The following is an 18,401-nucleotide window of genomic DNA, read 5'->3' on the forward strand; positions in this document are numbered from 1 at the left end:
CGGCCGCCGATGTCCCCGCGAATGTCCCGGGAGTCGATGCAGTGACGGCCGCCTTGAAGATCCTGGTCGTCGGCGCCAACGGGCAGATCGGCAGCGAGCTGGTCGAGGCGCTGGCGCAGCGCCACGGGCGCGCGGCGGTGGTGTCCTCGGACCTGTCGCCCTCAGGTCGCGTGCCGGGCGTGGCGCACGAGGCGCTGGACGCCACCGACGCCGGCGCTTTGGGCGAGGTGGCGCGGCGCCATGGCGTCACGCAGGTCTGGCTGCTGGCCGCGGCGCTGTCCGCGCGCGGCGAGCAGCACCCGACCTGGGCCTGGGACCTGAACATGAAGAGCCTGCTCAACGTGCTGGAGCTGGCGCGCACGCGGCCGCTGCAGCGCGTGTTCTGGCCCAGCTCGATTGCCGCCTTCGGCGCCTCCACGCCCAAGGACGCCACGCCGCAGCACACGGTGATGGAGCCCGACACCGTCTACGGCATCTCCAAGCTCGCGGGCGAGGGCTGGTGCGCCTGGTACCACCGCCGCCACGGCGTGGACGTGCGCAGCCTGCGCTTTCCGGGTCTCATCAGCTGGAAGACCGCGCCCGGCGGCGGCACCACCGACTACGCCGTGGAGATCTTCCACGCTGCGCTGGCGCGCAACGCCTACACCTGCTTCCTGCGCGAGGACCTGGCGCTGCCGATGATGTACATGCCCGACGCGATCCGCGCCGCGCTGGAGCTGATGGAGGCGCCGCCACAGCGCATCCGCGAGCGCCGCGCCTACAACCTTGCCGGCATGAGCTTCACGCCGCGCCAGATCGCCGACGCCATCGCGCGCCGGCTGCCGGGCTTCACGCTGCGCTGCGAGCCCGACTTCCGCCAGGCCATTGCCGAAAGCTGGCCTTCGTCCATCGACGACACGGCGGCGCGCGCCGACTGGGGCTGGCAGCCGTGCCACGATCTGGAATCGATGGTGGATGCCATGCTCGCGGCGTTACGCCCTGCTTGATTTTGCGTAAGGGCCGGCACGGACTGCTGTGCTATGTTGCCCGGCAGTTCTGTTTCACTGTTTCTGGGGAATCTTTCATGAAGGTCCGCGACATCCTTCGCGTCAAGGGCAATGCGCTGTTCACCGTTTCGCCGGACGCCTCGCTGGCGCAGGCGCTGCAAACCATGGCCGAGCACGACATCGGCTCGGTCGTGGTGGTGAGCTACGGCGACGTGGTGGGCATGCTGACCTTCCGCGAGGCCATCGCCGCGGTGGTGCGCACTAACGGCCAGCTGGAGAACGCCACGGTGCGCAGCGTGATGGACGACTGCCCGCTGAGCTGCACCCCGGAGACCTCGATCGACGAGGTGCGCCGCATGATGCTGGCGCGCCACGCGCGCTACATGCCCATCCTGGACCACCGCACGCTCATGGGCGTGATCTCGTTCTACGACGTGGCCAAGGCCGTGGTGGACGCGCAGGACTTCGAGAACCGCATGCTCAAGGCCTACATCAAGGACTGGCCGGCCGAAGAGGAGGGCAGCGCCGCCCGCGCGGCCGAGCCGCAGGCCCCGGCGGCCTGAGCGCCTTTGCACGGCCGCCCCGGCGGCGGCTGTCACAATGTCGGGCCCGCGCAAGCGGGCCCTTTGCTTTGTCGATTCCTTTCCTCGCAGCAGCGCACCAGCATGTCCGGCAGCACCCTCGGCGAACTCTTCCGCGTCACCAACTTCGGCGAAAGCCACGGCCCGGCCATCGGCTGCGTGATCGACGGCTGCCCGCCGGGCCTGGCGCTCAGCGAGGCCGACATCCAGCCCGAGCTCGACCGGCGCCGCCCGGGCACCTCGCGCCACGTGACGCAGCGCAACGAGGCCGACGCCGTCGAGATCCTGTCCGGCGTGTACGAGGGCCAGACCACCGGCACGCCGATCTGCCTGCTCATCCGCAACACCGACCAGCGCAGCAAGGACTACGGCAACCTGCTCGACACCTTTCGCCCCGGCCATGCCGACTACGCCTACTGGCGCAAGTACGGCGTGCGCGACCCGCGCGGCGGCGGGCGCTCCTCGGCGCGGCTGACCGCGCCCACGGTGGCCGCCGGCGCGGTGGCGAAGAAGTGGCTGCAGCAGAAGTACGGCACGCGCTTCATCGGCTGGATGTCGGCGCTGGGCGCCACCGAGATCCCGTTCGAAGGCTTCGAGCACATCGCCAACAACGCCTTCTTCGCGCCCAACGCCAGCATCATTCCCGAGCTCGAAGCGCAGATGGACCAGCTGCGCCGCGACGGCGACTCGATCGGCGCGCGCATCAGCGTCATTGCGCAGGGCATGCCCGCGGGCCTGGGCGAGCCGCTCTTTGACCGGCTCGATGCGGACATCGCGCACGCCATGATGGGCCTCAACGCCGTCAAGGGCGTGGAGATCGGCGACGGTTTCAGGAGCATCGCCCAGCGCGGCTCCGAGCATGGCGACGAGCTCACGCCTGAAGGGTTCAGGAGCAACCATGCCGGCGGCGTGCTCGGCGGCGTGAGCACGGGGCAGGACCTGGTGGTGTCCCTGGCCATCAAGCCCACGAGCTCGATCCGCACGCCGCGCGCCTCCATCGACCGCGCCGGCCAGCCCAACACGGTGCAGACCTTCGGCCGCCACGACCCCTGCGTCGGCATCCGCGCCACGCCGATTGCCGAGGCGCTGCTGGCGCTGGTGGTGATGGACCACGCGCTGCGCCAGCGCGCCCAGTGCGGCGACGTGGCGCTGGCGCTGCCGCAGATCCCGGCCGCCGCGCCGCGCTGACGGCTTCGCGCCGGCTGCGCATGAAAAAACCGGCCCGCAGGCCGGTTTTTCCTGGGCGACTTCCCCTGCAGTGCTTCAGCGCCTCAGTGCTTCTGCGACGGGTTGCCGTTGAACATGGTGAAGCCGGCGTCGGCGAAGTGGCCGCTCCAGTTCAGCCAGTCGTTCCAGCCACTGGCTGCCATCTGCGCCGCCTGCCGGGTCGCCTCCTGGGCCGGCCACATCAGCGGGCTGGCCGCCATGGGGCTGAGCACGTGCTCGACCTCGGCCTGGATCATTTCTGAAGAGCCGCCCAGGCTGGTCTGCAGCCGGAAGAAGCTCAGCGCCGATTCCCAGTAAGCGCTCTGCAGCCGCACCAGGCCGTTGCCGGTTTCCTGGGCCAGCTTCAGCCACTGGTCGGCGCCGAGCTGGGTGAGGCGGGTGGCCAGCCGCATCAGGCCGTTGAAATCGATCTTGGCCAGGCTGGAGCCCACGCTGGCGAGATCGCCGAGGTTGCGGGCATCGCGCAGCTCGACATCGAGCCGTTCAAGGTTCTGGATCACCTGCTGGCTGAGCTCGTCCTGGGCCTGGCCGAGCTGCTGCGTGCCGCGCAGCGCGGCCGCGAGCGCCGACATCTGCCAGCGCAGCTGTTCGCGCATGGTGCTCTCGCTCCAGCCGTTGAGCACCTCGTCCAGCGTGACGCCGGCGTCGGCGCGCGGCTCGTTGGCCGAGGCGGCCAGCTCGATGGCAGGGGCGCCCAGCGGGGTATCGAGTGCGGGCGCGCGGCCCTTGTCGAGCGCGGCATCGGCGGCGGCCGACAGCGTCGAACGTGGCGTGCGGGGAGAACTGGCGCGTTGGGGGGAATTGGGCACGTATTTCACTCCTTCAGTCCCGGCAGCGGCGGCCGGGTGGGGCCGTGGGCCGGCCCGACAGGGATGGGAGTCCGGACCATAAAGGCCCAGGCCACGGCAAACAACCCAGGTTTTCCTCCGCGATACCGGCCGTAACCGCTCCTGCCTGGAAGGCCGTCTTTCGCCTTCAACCTGCTTGAACCCCGCTTGCTGCGCAGGTTTCCCCGGAGAAACCCTATGTGCTCAAAAACTTGCGCCGGACTGTCATCCGGTCCGCAGATTGCCACGTTGTGGCTGCACCGTCCCGTTGGACGCCTAGTTGTATCAGCCATGACGAAACACGCCGCCCACAACCGTCCTGCCGAGCGCAAGCCTGTCGATCCGCTGTTCGAAGGCACCGACAGCGCCGACAAGGGCCGCAAGTTCGAGCCCTTCTACATCGCGCCCCTGGGACACGACCGGCGCGTCGGCGGCCGCGCCCGGCGCTTCGACCAGAAGCGCTGACAGCCCCAAGCCGGTGACCGGCCCGCGGCCGTCACCGGGCTGAGCCAGCTCAAGGCGCGTCTCGCCGCGCCGCGCGATGCTGGTCTCCCCGATGCGTCAGGCGCCGCCTTCGCGGCCCGCGCTGCACATGAAGGAGACCGCATGCAAACCGCGCCCCACCAAGCCTTCCAGCCGCTGGACCCCGGCCGCGTCAACACCATGGACCCGGTCGAGCTGCAGTACTGGTGCGAGCAGCTGCACTGCAGCCAGGACGAGCTCCAGGACATCGTCGGACGCGTCGGCGAGCATGTCGCCGCGGTGCGCCAGGTGCTGGAGCAGCGCAGGCAAGCCTGAGCAGCCCCATTCCCGCAGCGCCCGGCCTGCGATGTCGGCCGGCGTGCAGCGTTGACCGCCGCGCCGTGCGCGGGCCCGGCAGCCGGACGCCTCAGCACTCCACGATGTTGACCGCGAGCCCGCCGCGGGCCGTTTCCTTGTACTTGGTCAGCATGTCGGCGCCGGTTTCGCGCATGGTCTTGATGACCTTGTCGAGGCTGACGTGGTGCGTGCCGTCGCCGCGCAGCGCCATGCGCGCGGCGTTGATGGCTTTCACCGAGGCAATCGCGTTGCGCTCGATGCACGGGATCTGCACCAGCCCGCCGACCGGGTCGCAGGTCAGGCCCAGGTGGTGCTCCATGGCAATTTCGGCGGCGTTTTCTACCTGTGCCGGGCTGCCGCCGCTGACCGCGCACAGCGCGCCGGCGGCCATCGAGCAGGCCACGCCGACCTCGCCCTGGCAGCCAACTTCCGCCCCGGAGATGCTGGCGTTTTCCTTGTAGAGGATGCCGATGGCGCCGGCCGTGAGTAGGAAGTCCACCACGCCGGCGTCGCTGGCGCCGGGCACGAAGCGCGCGTAGTAGTGCAGCACCGCCGGCACGATGCCGGCCGCGCCGTTGGTCGGCGCCGTGACCACGCGGCCACCGGCGGCGTTCTCCTCGTTGACCGCCAGCGCGAACAGGTTAACCCAGTCGATCACCGCCAGCGGGTCCGGTGAACCGCCGGCAGCTTCCTGCGCCAAGAGCTGGCGCCACAGCTGCGGCGCGCGCCGGCGTACCTTGAAGCCGCCGGGCAGCACGCCCTCGGTGCGGCAGCCGCGCTCGACGCACTGCTGCATCACGGCCCAGATGCGCAGCAGCCCGGCGTCGATCTCCGCGTCGCCGCGCCAGTGGCGCTCGTTGCGACGCATCAGCTGCGCAATGGACAGGCCCTCCCGCTCGCACAGCGCCATCAGTTCCTCGCCGCTGTGGAAAGGCAGCGGCAGCACCGTCGTGTCCGGCGCAATGACGCGGTGCCGGCTGCCGTCGGCCGCCACCTCCTCGCTGACCACGAAGCCGCCGCCCACGGAGTAGTAGGTGCGCTCCGAGAGCTGCACGCCGTTCGCGTCCAGCGCCCGCAACGTCATGCCGTTGGCGTGGAAGGGCAGGGTCTCGGTGCGGTGGAAACGCAGGTCCGACGCGGTGAAGCGCAGCGCATTCGTGCCGGCCAGCGGCAGCTGCTCGTCGTCGCGGATGCGTTGCAGCAGCGCCGGCACGGCGTCCACGTCCACCGTTTCCGGGTCGTGCCCGGACAGGCCCAGCAGCACGGCCTTGTCGCTGCCGTGGCCCTTGCCGGTGGCGCCCAGCGAGCCGTAGAGATCGCACCGCACCCGCGCCGTGCGCTCCAGCAGCCCCTCGCCGCGCAGCCGCTCGGCAAAGAGCCGCGCCGCCCGCATCGGCCCGACGGTGTGCGAGCTGCTGGGCCCGATGCCGATGCGAAACAGGTCGAAGACCGACACCGCCATGACTTCACTCCTTCAGGCGCCGCCGGTCCGTGCAGCGCGGTTTCAGTCCTCGTACGACGCCGTGGGCGGGCAGGTGCAGAACAGGTTGCGGTCGCCGTGCACGTTGTCCACGCGCCCGACCGGCGGCCAGTACTTCTGGCCCCGCAGCGCCGCCACCGGATAGGCGGCCTGCTCGCGGCTGTAGGCGTGAGCCCATTCCTCCTTGAGCAGCGCCTGTGCCGTGTGCGGCGCGTTCCTGAGCGGGTTGTCCTCGCGCGGCCAGGCACCGGACTCGACCTGCGCGATCTCCTGCCGGATGGCGATCATCGCGTCGCAGAAGCGGTCCAGCTCGACCAGCGGCTCGCTCTCGGTGGGCTCCACCATCAGCGTGCCGGCCACGGGGAAGGACAGCGTGGGCGCGTGGAAGCCGTAGTCGATGAGCCGCTTGGCCACGTCCTCGGCGCTGATGCCGGAACTGTCCTTGAGCGGGCGCAGGTCCAGGATGCACTCGTGCGCCACGCCGCCGCCCTTCAGGCCCTCGACGCCGCCGCTGAAGTGGATGTCGTAGTGCCCGGACAGGCGCGCTGCGACGTAGTTGGCCGACAGGATCGCCGTCTCGGTGGCGGCGGTGAGGCCCTCGGCGCCCATCATGCGGATGTACATCCAGCTGATCGGCAGCACCGCCGCGTTGCCCAGCGGCGCGGCCGACACCGGCCCGACACCGCCCGCGGCTTCCGCGCCGCCCGGCTTGCCGGGCAGGAAGGGCACCAGGTCTTTCACCACGCACACCGGCCCGACGCCAGGGCCGCCGCCGCCGTGCGGAATGCAGAAGGTCTTGTGGAGGTTCAGGTGGCTGACGTCGCCGCCGAACTCGCCCGGCGCCGCCAGGCCCACCAGCGCGTTCATGTTGGCGCCGTCCACGTACACCCGGCCGCCGTGCTCGTGCACCAGCGCGCACAGCTCCTTCACGTGCGGATCGAACACGCCGTAGGTGGACGGGTAGGTGATCATGATCGCGCCCAGCCTGGCCGAGTGCTGCTCGCACTTGGCGCGCAGGTCGGCCAGGTCCACGTTGCCCATGTCGTCGCACTTCACGACCACGACCTTCATGTTGACCATGCCGGCGCTGGCCGGGTTGGTGCCGTGGGCGGACTCGGGGATCAGGCACACGTCGCGGTGCGCCTGGCCGCGCGAGGCGTGCCAGGCCTGGATGGCCAGCAGCCCGGCGTACTCGCCCTGCGAGCCGGCATTGGGCTGCAGGCTGATGCCGGCATAGCCGGTGGCCTGGCACAGCCAGCCGCGCAACTGCTCGTCGAGCAGCCGGTAGCCTTCGAGCTGGTCGGCCGGCGCGAAGGGGTGCACGTGCGCGAACGCCGGCCAGGTGATGGGGATCATCTCGCTGGTGGCGTTGAGCTTCATGGTGCACGAGCCCAGCGGGATCATGCTGCGGTCCAGCGCCAGGTCCTTGTCGGAGAGGCCGCGGATGTAGCGCAGCATCTCCGTCTCGCTGTGGTGGGTGTTGAACACCGGGTGCGCCAGGAAGGTGCTGGTGCGCGCCAGCGCCGCGGGCAGCAGCGGCGCGCTGCGTTCCAGGTCGGCGAAGGTGGGCACGGGCTTCTCGCCGGCGAACACCTTCCACAGCGCCTGCAGATCGTCGCGCGTGGTGGTCTCGTCGAGCGTGATGCCCAGCGAGTCGGCGCCGGCGCGGCGCAGGTTCATGCCGGCGGCTTCCGCGCTGGCCAGCAGCCCGGCGGTGCGCTCGCCGGTCAGCACCTGCAGCGTGTCGAAGGCCTCTTCATGGGCCAGCGTCCAGCCCAGCTGCTTCAGCCCGGCGGCCAGGATCGCGGTGTAGGCCGCCACCCGGCGCGCGATGCGCTTCAGGCCCTCGGGGCCGTGGTAGACGGCGTACATGCTCGCTACCACCGCCGGCAGCACCTGCGCGGTGCAGATGTTGGAGGTGGCCTTCTCGCGGCGGATGTGCTGCTCGCGCGTCTGCAAAGCCAGGCGCAGCGCGGGCGAGCCGGACGAATCCACGCTGACACCCACCAGCCGCCCGGGCAGCGAGCGCTTGTGGCTGTCGCGCGTGGCCATGTAGGCCGCGTGCGGGCCGCCGCAGCCCATGGGCATGCCCAGGCGCTGCGTGCTGCCCACGGCAATGTCGGCGCCCAGCTCGCCCGGCGCCTTGAGCAGCGTCAGCGCCAGCAGGTCGGCGGCGACGATGACCTGGCCGCCGCGCGCGTGCACCGCATCGGCCAGCGGCTGCAGGTCGCGCACCTGGCCGGTGACGCCGGGGTACTGGAACAGCGCGGCGAAGCAGTCGTGCTCGCCCGCCGACTCGGCCGCGCCGGTGACGATCTCGATGCCCAGCGGCAGCGCGCGCGTGCGCATGACCTGCAGCGTCTGCGGCAGCACGTCGTCGGCCACGAAGCAGCGCGTGCTCTTGCTGCGGCCCACGCGCAGCGCCAGCGTCATGGCCTCGGCCGCGGCGGTGGCCTCGTCCAGCATCGAGGCGTTGGCGATGTCCAGCGCCGTCAGGTCCGTGATCAGCGTCTGGAAGTTGAGCAGCGCCTCCATGCGCCCCTGCGAGATCTCGGCCTGGTAGGGCGTGTAGGCCGTGTACCAGGCCGGGTTCTCCAGCACGTTGCGCAGGATGACGGTGGGCGTGAGCGTGCCGTGGTAGCCCTGGCCGATGAAGCTCTTGAGCACCCGGTTGCGCGCGGCGATGGCGCGCAGCTCCAGCAGCGCCTGCGCCTCGGTGGCGGGCGCGGGCAGCGCCATGGGCTGGTTGCGCGCGATGTTGCGCGGCATCACGGCCTCGACCAGCGCGCGGCGCGTGGCGGCGCCGATCACCGACAGCATCTGCGCCTGCTCGTGCGGCTCCGGGCCGATGTGGCGGTGGTGGAACTCGGCAGCGTTCTCGAGCTCGGCCAGCGGCGGAAAGGATTCGGACATGGTTCGAAGGGCAGAAGGAGAGGGTGGCGGCGCGGGCGCGGCGGGAGCCGGCCGGCGGGACTCGAAAGAGTCACTGGGAATCACGGGGGATCACCGGGGATCACTGGAAAGGGCGCGGCAATCGGCTTGCCGCGCCAAGGCCCGGGCAGCGCGGCGCCGCCCCGGCCTCAAGGGCTTACTTCTCGGATTTCAGCAGCGCGTCGTAGGCCGGGCCGTCCATGAGCTCGTCGAACTCGGCCATGTTGGTGATGCGGACCTTGAAGAACCAGCCGTTGCCCAGCGGGTCGGTGTTGGCCAGCGAGGGGTCGTTGCGCAGGTCCTCGTTGACCTCGACCACCTCGCCGCTCACGGGCATGTAGAGGTCGGCCGCGGCCTTGACCGATTCGACCACGCCGGACACCTCGCCCTTGGCGAAGGTCTTGCCGACTTCGGGCAGATCGACGAACACCACGTCGCCCAGGGCTTCCTGCGCGTGGTGCGTGATGCCGACCACGGCGGCGTCATGGTCCTCGATGTTGATCCACTCGTGCTCGGTCGTGTACTTGGTGGTCATGGGCGGGTCTCCTGGACGGTCGGCGCGCTGCTTGCGCCGGGTTGGGAAAGGGTTGGATTGATGGCAGCTCGCGCCGCGCCGCGGCGGCTCAGCCGCGGTGGTAGCGGTGCGGCGTGAAGGGCATGGCGACGACTCGCATGGCCTGCGGCTTCAGGCGCACCTCGGCCGACAGCTCGGCGCCGGGCTGCGCGTGCGCCGCGTCCACGTAAGCCATGGCGATGGGTTTCCCCAACTGCGGCGACAGCGTGCCGCTGGTGACCTTGCCCACGCGCAGGCCCTGCGCGTCGAGCACCGGCGCACCCTCGCGCACCGGCGCGCGCTCCAGGCCGAGCAGGCCCACACGCTTGCGCGGCGCGCCGTTGGCCAATTGCGCCTCGATGGCCTGGCTGCCGGGATAGCCGCCGGCGCGCGCGCCACCCGGGCGGCGCACCTTCTGGATGGCCCAGGTCAGGCCGGCCTCGACCGGCGTAGTGTCCTCGTCGATGTCGTGGCCGTACAGGCACAGCCCGGCTTCCAGGCGCAGCGTGTCGCGCGCGCCCAGCCCGGCGGGCTTGACTTCGGGCAGCGCCAGCAGCGCCTTGGCCAGCGCCTCGGCGCCCTCGGCCGGCACGGAGATCTCGAAGCCGTCCTCGCCGGTGTAGCCGCTGCGGCTGACGAAGCATTCGGCGCCGGCCAGCGTGAAGGTGCCGGTGGCCATGAACGTCAGCGCCGCCACGCCGGCGTCCAGCCGCGCCAGCGCCTGCGCCGCCTGCGGGCCCTGCAGCGCCAGCAGCGCGCGCTCGGGCATGGAGACGACTTGGCAGCGGTGGCCGATCTGGGTGCGCAGCAGCTGCAGGTCGTGGTCCTTGCGGCTGGCGTTGATGACCATGAACAGGTCGTCCGGGCGGCGCGCGACCATCAGGTCGTCCAGGATGCCGCCGGCGGTGTTGGTGAAGAAGCCGTAGCGCTGGCGCCCCACGGCGAGGTCGGCCACGTCCACCGGCACCAGCGACTCCAGCGCCAGCGCGGCATCGTCGCCCACCAGCCGCACCTGGCCCATGTGCGACACGTCGAACAGCGCCGCCGCCTCGCGGCAGTGCCGGTGCTCGGCCAGGATGCCGCCGGGATAGCTCACCGGCATCTCGTAGCCGGCAAAGGGCACCATGCGCGCGCCCAGCTCCAGATGCAGCGCGTGCAGCGGCGTGCGCTGCAGGACGGGGGTGGAAGCGTCGGCGGCGCCGGTGGCGGACGAGGCGGTGTCAGCGGTCATGAGTCAGGTCTCCCAAGGGCAAACGGCCACCGGCGAAGGTGGAACGTGGTGCCCCCGCTGTCCGCTTTACCTGAGAGATTGGCGAGGGCTTCCTGACGAGGATGCCACTGCGCTTGCCCCTTCGGTGGGCCGCAATACCCGGTGCGGGCGCGGCCTCTCTCCAGTGAGGTGTCGCCCCTCTTGAGAAGGGCGCTTGCCAGTCCTTTTGCCTGAGCGTTCGGGGCGGACCCCTGCGCCTTCGGCGGCCCCGCGTTCAGGGGGCTCTCTCCTGGCGCGGGCAGTGTAGCAGCCGCTCCGGCGAGTCCGGCCCGCGCGCAGCCGCCATGCCGCAAAAAGACAAGAGGCCGACGATTCCAGGCAAGCGCCGCCGGCCGATCCGGGTCAGGCACGGAGCCGGCCGCGCCGCCGCCGCGGGGCTTACATCCCCGCGTAGTTCGGACCGCCGCCGCCTTCGGGCGTGACCCAGACGATGTTCTGCGTCGGGTCCTTGATGTCGCAGGTCTTGCAGTGCACGCAGTTCTGGGCGTTGATCTGCAGCCGCTCCCCGCCGCCCTCGGCCGCCACGTACTCGTACACGCCCGCCGGGCAGTAGCGGTTCTCGGGCCCGGCGAAGGTCGGCAGGTTGATGCGCGTCGGCACCGTCGCGTCCTTCAGCGTCAGGTGCGCCGGCTGGTTTTCCTCGTGGTTGGTGTTGCTGATGAACACCGAGGACAGCTTGTCGAAGGAGAGCACGCCGTCGGGCTTGGGGTAGTCGATGCGCGGGAACTCGGCCGCCGGGCGCAAGCTGACGTGGTCGGGCAGCTTGCGGTTGACGGTCCAGGGCGGGTTCTTCATGCCCAGCCGCGGCAGCAGCCACTGCTCGATGCCGGTCATGAGCGTGGCGGTGGAGCGGCCCTTCTTGAACCACTGCTTGAAGTTGCGCGCCTGGTTCAGCTCCTCGAACAGCCAGCTCTTCTCGAAGGCCTGCGGATACGCCGTGAGCTCGTCGCCGCTGCGCCCGGCCTGCAGCGCCTCGAAGGCGGCCTCGGCGCACAGCATGCCGCTCTTGATCGCGGCGTGGCTGCCCTTGATGCGGCTGGCGTTGAGGTAGCCTGCGTCGCAGCCCACCAGCGCGCCGCCCGGAAACACCGTCCTGGGCAGGCTCAGCAGCCCGCCGGCGGTGATGGCGCGCGCGCCGTAGCTGATGCGCTTGCCGCCTTCCAGGTGCTTGCGCACGGCCGGGTGGGTCTTGAAGCGCTGGAACTCCTCAAACGGGCTCAGCCACGGGTTCTGGTAGTCCAGCCCCACGACGAAGCCGATGGCAATCTTGTTGTCCGCCGCGTGGTAGATGAAGCTGCCGCCGTAGGTATCGGGCTCCAGCGGCCAGCCGGCGGTGTGCACCACCAGGCCCGGCTTGTGATTGGCGGCCGGCACTTCCCACAGCTCCTTGAGGCCGATGCCGTAGCTCTGCGGGTTCCTGCCCTCGTCGAGCTTGAAGCGCGCGATGAGCTGCTTTCCGAGGTGGCCCCGCGACCCTTCCGCGAACACCGTGTACTTGCCCAGCAGCTCCATGCCCAGTTGAAAACTGTCGGTGGGCTCGCCGTCCTTGCCCAGGCCCATGTGGCCCGTGGCGATGCCGCGCACGCGGCCGTCCTCGGCATAGAGCACTTCCGCGGCGGCGAAGCCGGGAAAGATTTCCACGCCCAGGCCTTCGGCCTGTTCCGCCAGCCAGCGCGTGACTTCGCCCAGGCTGACGATGTAGTTGCCGTGGTTCTTGAAGCAGTCGGGCAGCAGGCCGTGCGGGGTGGCCTTGTGGCCGGTCTCGGACAGGAACAGGAACTCGTCCTCGGTGACGGGCTGCTTCAGCGGCGCGCCCTTGTCCTTCCAGTCGGGGAACAGCTCGCTGAGCGCGATGGGGTCCATGATGGCCCCGGAGAGGATGTGCGCGCCGGGCTCGGAGCCCTTTTCCAGCACCACCACCGACACCTCCGCATTCGCCGCGGCGGCGAGCTGCTTGAGCCGGATGGCGGTGGCCAGCCCCGCGGGGCCGGCGCCGACGATCACCACGTCGTAGTCCATGGACTCGCGCGGGCCGTACTGTTCGAGCAGTTGCTGCGGCGTCATCGATTGAAGTGTGGTTGGTGGGTGGACAAAGCCTGTCAGTTTAAGTCGGCCGCCTCACCCTGACGGCGGTGCTGCCGAGGCGGGCAGGCCCGTGCCGCGCCCGCGGCAGGGCGGCCGTGCGGGCGTGCTATCTTGGCCGGCCCCTTTCCCTGGATGCAGTCGAGGAGTCTCTCGCGTCATGAGTTATCAGATCGACCTTTCGGGCCGCGTGGCCTTCGTTACCGGCGCTTCCGGCGGACTGGGCGCGCAGTTCGCTCGCGTGCTGGCGCGCGCCGGCGCCGGCGTGGTGCTCTCGGCGCGCCGTGTCGAGAAGCTCAAGACGCTGCGCGCCGAGATCGAGGCCGATGGCGGCGATGCGCACGTGGTGGGCCTGGACGTGACCGACCCGGACAGCATCCGCGCCGCGGTCGCGCATGCCGAGACCGAGATGGGCGCCATCGACATCCTGGTCAACAACGCCGGCGTCAACGCGCAGCAGAAGCTGCTGGAGGTCACGCCCGAGGACTATGACTACGTCATGAAGTGCAACCTGCGCGGTGCCTTCTTCGTGGCGCAGGAGGTGGCCAAGCGCATGATCGGCCGCGCGCAGGGCTCGGTGCCGGGCACCTTCACCGGCGGGCGCATCGTCAACATCGCGGCCATGGCCGGGCACCGCGTGCAGGCTGAATCCGGCGCCTTCGGCATGAGCAAGTCCGCCATGCTCTACATGACGCGCGCCATGGCGCTGGAGTGGGGCGGTTACGGGATCAACGTCAATGCCATCTGCCCGGGCTACATCGACACCGAGCAGAACCACCACCTGTGGACCCGCGCCACGGCGCAGGACCTGGTCAAGATGACGCCGCGCAAGCGCATCGGCCGCCCGCAGGACCTCGACTCCACGCTGCTGATGCTCTGCGCCAACGAGAGCCACTTCATCAACGGCGCCGTCATCGCCGCCGACGACGGCTTCGGCGTCTGGTGATGGCACTGCGCGAGCTCACGGCCGCCGAGGGGCGCGTGCTGGCCGTGCTGATGGAGAAACAGGCTACGGTGCCCGACACCTATCCGCTGTCGCTCAACGCGCTGGTGGCGGGCTGCAACCAGAAGACCGCGCGCGACCCGGTCATGAGCCTGACCGAGGCCGACGTGCTGGAGGCCATCGAGGGGTTGCGCGAGCTGTCGCTGGTCAACGAGGTCAGCGGCATGCGCGTCACGCGCTACGACCACAATGCCCCGCGCGGCCTGGGCGTGCCCGGCGCGGCCGCGGCGCTGCTGGCCACGTTGCTGCTGCGCGGGCCGCAGACCGCCGCCGAGCTGCGCGCCAACTGCGAGCGGCTGCACCGCTTTGCCGACACCTCCTCGGTGGAAGGCTTCCTGGAGGAGCTGGCCGAGAAGGAGCCGCCGCGCGCGGTGCGGCTGGCGCGCGCGCCGGGCGCGCGCGAGGCGCGCTGGGCGCAGCTGCTCACCGGCGCGCCGTCGCTGCCGGTGGCCGGGCCCGAGGAGCTGACCGCGCCGAAGCCGGCAAGGGCCGACGAGATCGCGGCGCTGCGCGCGGAAGTCGCCGAGCTGCGCGCGCTGGTGCTGCGCCTGGCGGCCGAGCTGGGCGTGGAGGCCAAGCTCACGGCCTCGTCCGATTCCTGAAAACCTGATTGCCGACCTTCCGAACGCATGCGCTTCGAGCTGCCTGAAGACAAGAAACTGGTGTTCGAGATGCGGATCCCGATCCGCTGGGGCGACATGGATGCCATGGGCCACGTCAACAACACCGTGTACTTCCGCTACCTGGAGATCATCCGCGTCGAGTGGCTGCAGTCGCACGGCGTGCCGCCCGACCCCGGCGGCAGCGGGCCGGTGATCGTCAACGCCTTCTGCAATTTCCTGCAGCAGCTGGAGTATCCCGGCGAGCTGCTGGCGCGGCTCTACGTCGCCCGGCCCGGCCGCAGCAGCTTCGAGACCTACACCACGCTGGAGCGCGTGGACCGGCCCGGCGAGGTGGCCGCCAGCGGCGGCGCCAAGGTGGTGTGGGCCGACTCGGCCAGCAAGCGCTCGGTGCCGCTGCCGGCGTGGGTCAAGGCGCTGGTGGACTGAAGCCAAGAAGGCTGCCAAGCGCCGCTCAGGCGCTCAGCAGCTTGTGCACCAGCTCCGGCGTGGTCGAGGCGTTGTACTTGCGCATCAGGCGCGCGCGGTAGACGTCCACGGTGCGCGGGCTGATGTTGAGCTTGCGGCCGATGAGCTTGCTGGTCAGGCCGTCGATGAGCAGCGCGGCAATCTCGCGCTCGCGCGCCGTGAGCTCCAGCCCCAGGCGCCGGCGTGGGGAGAGGTCCTCGAAACTCCAGATGCCCGCGGCATGCGGCTGTGCCGGGTCGAGCGCGCGGCCCGAGACGTGGCACCAGAACAGCTCGCCGCGCTGCGGGCCGGCCACGCGCTTCATCACCCGCTCGTCGGCGTACCAGCCCTGCTGGTCGAGGCTGGCCACGATGCGCTGCCCGGTGCGCTCGAACTCCTCCACGCTCGGATACAGCATCTCGAAGGAGCGCCCGACCAGGTCCTCGCGCTCGGCGCCGAACATGGCCAGCACCTGGCGGTTGCAGTCCACCATCAGCCGGTTGCGCGAGATCACCAGCCCGATGGGCGCCAGGTCGAAGGCAGTGCGGTAATCCAGCGGCGCCAGCTCGGGTGCATTGGGCAGCGGCAATTGCATTTGCTCGGAACTCCGGAATCGGCTTTAGGCAATTCTACTTAACAACTACTTAATGCAGTAAGTAGTACATTGCGGACACCCTGTTAGGAGACCTCTGGATGAACAAGCTCTACCCGAGCGCCGCAGAAGCGCTGAAGGGCATCGTCAAGGATGGCCAGCTGCTGGCCGTCGGCGGCTTCGGCCTGTGCGGCATTCCCGAGGCGCTGATCGCGGCCCTGCGCGATACCGGCGTCAAGGATTTGACCGTCATTTCCAACAACGCCGGCGTCGATGGCTTCGGCCTGGGCCAGCTGCTGGAAACGCGCCAGATCCGCAAGATGATTTCCAGCTACGTGGGCGAGAACAAGGAATTCGAGCGCCAATACCTGGCCGGCGAGCTGGAGCTGGAATTCACGCCGCAGGGCACGCTGGCGGAGAAGCTGCGCGCCGGCGGCGCCGGCATCCCGGCCTTCTTCACCCGCACCGGCGTGGGCACGCTGGTGGCGGAAGGCAAGGAAACGCGCGAGTTCGACGGGCATACCTACATCATGGAGCGCGCGCTCAATCCCGAGGTGTCGCTGGTCAAGGCCTGGAAGGCTGACAGGAGCGGCAACCTGCTGTTCCGCCGCACCGCGCGCAATTTCAATCCGGCCGTGGCCATGGCCGGCAAGCTCACCGTGGTGGAGGTGGAGGAGATCGTCGAGGTCGGCGCCATCGACCCGGATGCCGTGCACCTGCCGGGCATCTACGTGCACCGCCTGGTGCTCAATCCGAACCCGGAAAAGCGCATCGAGAAGCGCACCACCCGCCCGGCCGCCTGAAGGAGACACGACATGCCCTGGACCCAAGACCAGATGGCCGCCAAGGCCGCGACCGAGCTGCAGGACGGCTTCTACGTGAACCTCGGCATCGGCATCCCGACGCTGGTGGCCAACTTCGTGCCGCCCGACAAGGAGGTGTGGCTGCAAAGCGAGAACGGCATGCTGGGCATCGGCCCGTTCCCGACCGAGGACGAGGTGGACGCCGACCTCATCAACGCCGGCAAGCAGACCGTCACCACCATCGCCGGCTCCAGCATCTTCGGCTCGCACGACAGCTTCGCCATGATCCGCGGCGGCAAGATCAACCTGAGCATCCTGGGCGCGATGCAGGTCAGCGAGAAGGGCGACCTGGCCAACTGGATGATCCCCGGCAAGATGGTCAAGGGCATGGGCGGCGCCATGGACCTGGTGGCCGGCGTGCCGCGCGTGATCGTGGTCATGGAGCACGTGGCGCGCAAGAAGGACGGCTCCACCGACCTCAAGATCCTGCCCAAGTGCACGCTGCCGCTCACCGGCGTGGGCGTGGTCAACCGCATCATCACCGACCTGGCGGTGATGGACGTGACGCCCGAAGGCCTGAAGCTGGTCGAGCTGGCTCCCGAGGTCACGCGCGAGTACGTGCAGGAGCGCACCGGCGTGACGCTGCTGTAAGCCGCCGCCGCGTTGTCCCCCTGACACACGAGCCGCCTGCGGGCGGCTTTTTCACGCCGGGCGCCGGCTTACAGCCACCACGCCCACAGCCGCGCCGCCTGCTCCTTGAGCCGGGCCGACAGCGGCCGGCGCGCCCACTCGGCCGGGTCGATGCGCCGGGACGAGGCCAGGTCGCGCTCGAACACCGCGCGCATCTGCGCGCCGAAGGCCGGGCCCAGCACCACAGCGTTGAGCTCCTGGTTGTGCAGGAAGCTGCGCCAGTCCAGGTTGGTCGAGCCCACGGTGGACCACACGCCGTCGATCACCGCCGTCTTGGCATGCAGCAGCGCCTCGTGCCGCTCCCAGAGTTCCACGCCAGCATCCAGCAGCGCCTGGTAGTAGGCGCGCCCGGCCGCCAGCACGAAGGCGCTGTCGCTGCGGCTGGGCAGCAGGATCTTCACTTTCACCCCGCGCCGGGCCGCGTCCTGCAGCGTTTCGAGCAGCTGCGGGTCGGGGACGAAATAGGCCGTCGTGATCAGCACCTCCGTCTCCGCGCTGCGCAGGGCGGAGATCAGGGTGGCGTAGATGAAGCTGTAGGGCTCGCCGGGTGAGCTGCCGATGGCGCGCACCACCTCGCGGCCCTGCGGCTGCTGCGCTGGGAAGTAGTCGCGCGCGGGCAGGGCGGGCCCGTGCTGGTCGGTCCAGGTCTGCATGAACAGGCGCTGGTACTCGGCCACCACCGGTCCCTCGATCTGCACCTGCGTGTCGCGCCAGGGCAGGGCGTCGATGTCGCGCTGGCGCTCCTGCTCGCGCCGCACGGCGCGCCCGCGCGAGCCCGATCCCGGCATCGAGCCACTGGAATACACGCTGCTGATGTTGATGCCGCCCAGGAAGGCCACGCGGCCATCGACCACGACCAGCTTGCGGTGGTCGCGCTGGTTGACGTTCCAGCCGCGGCGCACCTTGAGCGGATTGACGGGATTGAACTCCAGCACCAGCGCGCCGGCCTCGCGCAGCGGCTCGAAGAACGCCTTGGGCGTGCGCAGGCTGCCCACGCTGTCGTAGAGCAGGTTGACGTGCACGCCGGCGCGCAGCCGCTCCAGCAGCAGCTCGCGAAAGCGCTGCCCGACCTCGTCGTCTTCCAGGATGTAGAACTCGACGTTGACGTGGTCGCGCGCGCCGCGGATGGCGCCGAACATGGCCTCGTAGGTGGCCGGCCCGTCCTGCAGCAGCTGCACCCGGTTGCCCGCCACCAGCGGCGAGCCCACCAGCGCCTCCTCGATCGCGAGATGGCGCTCCAGCACGTCCGAAGGGCTGCCGCGGCTCCTGAGCCGCTCCAGGACGGCCTGGCTCTGTGCCGGCGTCAGCGGCCCGCGCGCGCCCTCGACCTGCACCGGGCGGCGCGACATGGCCATGTCGGGCACGATCGTCGGCAGCCCCCCGCAGCCGGCCAGCAGCAGGCACAGGACCCACAGCGTCCACGCCCTCCACGGTGCACGCGGCGCCGGCCGCCGCCAGGTCAGCGGCGCCATGGCAGGGTCCTTGCTGCG

Annotated in this window: 18 protein-coding genes and 2 riboswitches; of the genes, 10 read left to right on the forward strand and 8 right to left on the reverse strand. The window is 70.3% G+C overall.

The window, feature by feature from the left end:
• Window positions 1–41: 41 nt before the first annotated feature.
• The 3 genes from FJ694_RS04460 (at window position 42) to aroC (ending at window position 2,755) form a co-directional block, all read left to right on the forward strand.
• Window positions 42–986, forward strand: coding sequence for an NAD-dependent epimerase/dehydratase family protein (locus tag FJ694_RS04460; protein ID WP_157264594.1), 945 nt, complete (start codon window positions 42–44; stop codon window positions 984–986).
• Window positions 987–1,063: 77 nt separating this feature from the next.
• The gene (locus tag FJ694_RS04465) at window positions 1,064–1,549 is read left to right on the forward strand and encodes a CBS domain-containing protein (RefSeq protein WP_157264599.1); all 486 of its coding nucleotides are present in this window, start codon (window positions 1,064–1,066) and stop codon (window positions 1,547–1,549) included.
• Between the two features lie 102 nt (window positions 1,550–1,651).
• Window positions 1,652–2,755, forward strand: a complete 1,104-nt coding sequence (gene aroC, locus FJ694_RS04470; RefSeq protein WP_157264601.1) for a chorismate synthase — start codon at window positions 1,652–1,654, stop codon at window positions 2,753–2,755.
• A gap of 83 nt (window positions 2,756–2,838) precedes the next feature.
• Here aroC and FJ694_RS04475 read toward each other — a convergent pair whose 3' ends face one another.
• Window positions 2,839–3,603 carry a hypothetical protein gene (locus FJ694_RS04475; protein ID WP_157264603.1) on the reverse strand — a complete coding sequence of 255 codons (765 nt, stop codon included), beginning with the start codon at window positions 3,601–3,603 and terminating at the stop codon, window positions 2,839–2,841.
• Between the two features lie 309 nt (window positions 3,604–3,912).
• Here FJ694_RS04475 and FJ694_RS04480 point away from each other — a divergent pair, with 309 nt between their 5' ends.
• Both FJ694_RS04480 and FJ694_RS04485 read left to right on the forward strand, forming a co-directional pair.
• The gene (locus tag FJ694_RS04480; protein ID WP_157264605.1) at window positions 3,913–4,086 is read left to right on the forward strand and encodes a hypothetical protein; all 174 of its coding nucleotides are present in this window, start codon (window positions 3,913–3,915) and stop codon (window positions 4,084–4,086) included.
• A gap of 141 nt (window positions 4,087–4,227) precedes the next feature.
• Window positions 4,228–4,419 carry a DUF3606 domain-containing protein gene (locus FJ694_RS04485; protein WP_157264607.1) on the forward strand — a complete coding sequence of 64 codons (192 nt, stop codon included), beginning with the start codon at window positions 4,228–4,230 and terminating at the stop codon, window positions 4,417–4,419.
• Between the two features lie 91 nt (window positions 4,420–4,510).
• On the opposite strand, the gene FJ694_RS04490 is transcribed toward FJ694_RS04485, so the two are convergent.
• From FJ694_RS04490 to FJ694_RS04510, 5 genes are all read right to left on the reverse strand, one after another.
• Complete coding sequence (locus tag FJ694_RS04490; protein WP_157264609.1) at window positions 4,511–5,902, reverse strand: L-serine ammonia-lyase; 1,392 nt, start codon at window positions 5,900–5,902, stop codon at window positions 4,511–4,513.
• A 42-nt stretch (window positions 5,903–5,944) separates the two neighbouring features.
• Complete coding sequence (gcvP, locus tag FJ694_RS04495) at window positions 5,945–8,833, reverse strand: aminomethyl-transferring glycine dehydrogenase (protein WP_157264611.1); 2,889 nt, start codon at window positions 8,831–8,833, stop codon at window positions 5,945–5,947.
• A gap of 175 nt (window positions 8,834–9,008) precedes the next feature.
• Window positions 9,009–9,386, reverse strand: a complete 378-nt coding sequence (gcvH, locus tag FJ694_RS04500) for a glycine cleavage system protein GcvH (protein ID WP_157264613.1) — start codon at window positions 9,384–9,386, stop codon at window positions 9,009–9,011.
• Window positions 9,387–9,474: 88 nt separating this feature from the next.
• Entirely contained in the window at window positions 9,475–10,635 is a 1,161-nt protein-coding gene (gcvT, locus tag FJ694_RS04505; protein WP_157264615.1) for a glycine cleavage system aminomethyltransferase GcvT, read from the reverse strand.
• Window positions 10,636–10,682: 47 nt separating this feature from the next.
• Window positions 10,683–10,809, reverse strand: a riboswitch (glycine riboswitch).
• 17 nt (window positions 10,810–10,826) lie between these two features.
• A riboswitch (glycine riboswitch) is annotated at window positions 10,827–10,916 on the reverse strand.
• A gap of 136 nt (window positions 10,917–11,052) precedes the next feature.
• Window positions 11,053–12,738: an electron transfer flavoprotein-ubiquinone oxidoreductase gene (locus FJ694_RS04510; RefSeq protein ID WP_157264617.1), complete on the reverse strand. Its 1,686-nt coding sequence runs from the start codon at window positions 12,736–12,738 to the stop codon at window positions 11,053–11,055.
• Window positions 12,739–12,916: 178 nt separating this feature from the next.
• Here FJ694_RS04510 and FJ694_RS04515 point away from each other — a divergent pair, with 178 nt between their 5' ends.
• Genes FJ694_RS04515 through FJ694_RS04525 form a run of 3 tightly spaced genes read left to right on the forward strand, consistent with a single transcriptional unit; the run spans window position 12,917 to window position 14,808 of the window.
• The gene (locus tag FJ694_RS04515) at window positions 12,917–13,702 is read left to right on the forward strand and encodes an SDR family oxidoreductase (protein WP_157264620.1); all 786 of its coding nucleotides are present in this window, start codon (window positions 12,917–12,919) and stop codon (window positions 13,700–13,702) included.
• Window positions 13,702–14,361 carry a YceH family protein gene (locus tag FJ694_RS04520; RefSeq protein ID WP_198320719.1) on the forward strand — a complete coding sequence of 220 codons (660 nt, stop codon included), beginning with the start codon at window positions 13,702–13,704 and terminating at the stop codon, window positions 14,359–14,361. Before FJ694_RS04515 ends, FJ694_RS04520 begins: the two co-directional genes overlap by 1 nt.
• 27 nt (window positions 14,362–14,388) lie before the next feature.
• Window positions 14,389–14,808, forward strand: coding sequence for an acyl-CoA thioesterase (locus tag FJ694_RS04525; RefSeq protein ID WP_157264622.1), 420 nt, complete (start codon window positions 14,389–14,391; stop codon window positions 14,806–14,808).
• Window positions 14,809–14,833: 25 nt separating this feature from the next.
• Here FJ694_RS04525 and FJ694_RS04530 read toward each other — a convergent pair whose 3' ends face one another.
• Window positions 14,834–15,421 carry a LuxR C-terminal-related transcriptional regulator gene (locus tag FJ694_RS04530; protein ID WP_198320720.1) on the reverse strand — a complete coding sequence of 196 codons (588 nt, stop codon included), beginning with the start codon at window positions 15,419–15,421 and terminating at the stop codon, window positions 14,834–14,836.
• A gap of 98 nt (window positions 15,422–15,519) precedes the next feature.
• Here FJ694_RS04530 and FJ694_RS04535 point away from each other — a divergent pair, with 98 nt between their 5' ends.
• Window positions 15,520–16,221, forward strand: a complete 702-nt coding sequence (locus FJ694_RS04535; protein WP_157264625.1) for a CoA transferase subunit A — start codon at window positions 15,520–15,522, stop codon at window positions 16,219–16,221.
• Window positions 16,222–16,233: 12 nt separating this feature from the next.
• A complete protein-coding gene (locus tag FJ694_RS04540) occupies window positions 16,234–16,872 on the forward strand; it encodes a 3-oxoacid CoA-transferase subunit B (RefSeq protein WP_157264628.1) in 639 nt (212 codons plus the stop codon).
• A 68-nt stretch (window positions 16,873–16,940) separates the two neighbouring features.
• On the opposite strand, the gene FJ694_RS04545 is transcribed toward FJ694_RS04540, so the two are convergent.
• Complete coding sequence (locus FJ694_RS04545; protein ID WP_157264631.1) at window positions 16,941–18,383, reverse strand: phospholipase D-like domain-containing protein; 1,443 nt, start codon at window positions 18,381–18,383, stop codon at window positions 16,941–16,943.
• Between the last annotated feature and the right edge of the window lie 18 nt (window positions 18,384–18,401).

This window comes from Azohydromonas aeria, from assembly GCF_009760915.1.
Classification (GTDB): Bacteria; Pseudomonadota; Gammaproteobacteria; order Burkholderiales; family Burkholderiaceae_C; genus Azohydromonas; species Azohydromonas aeria.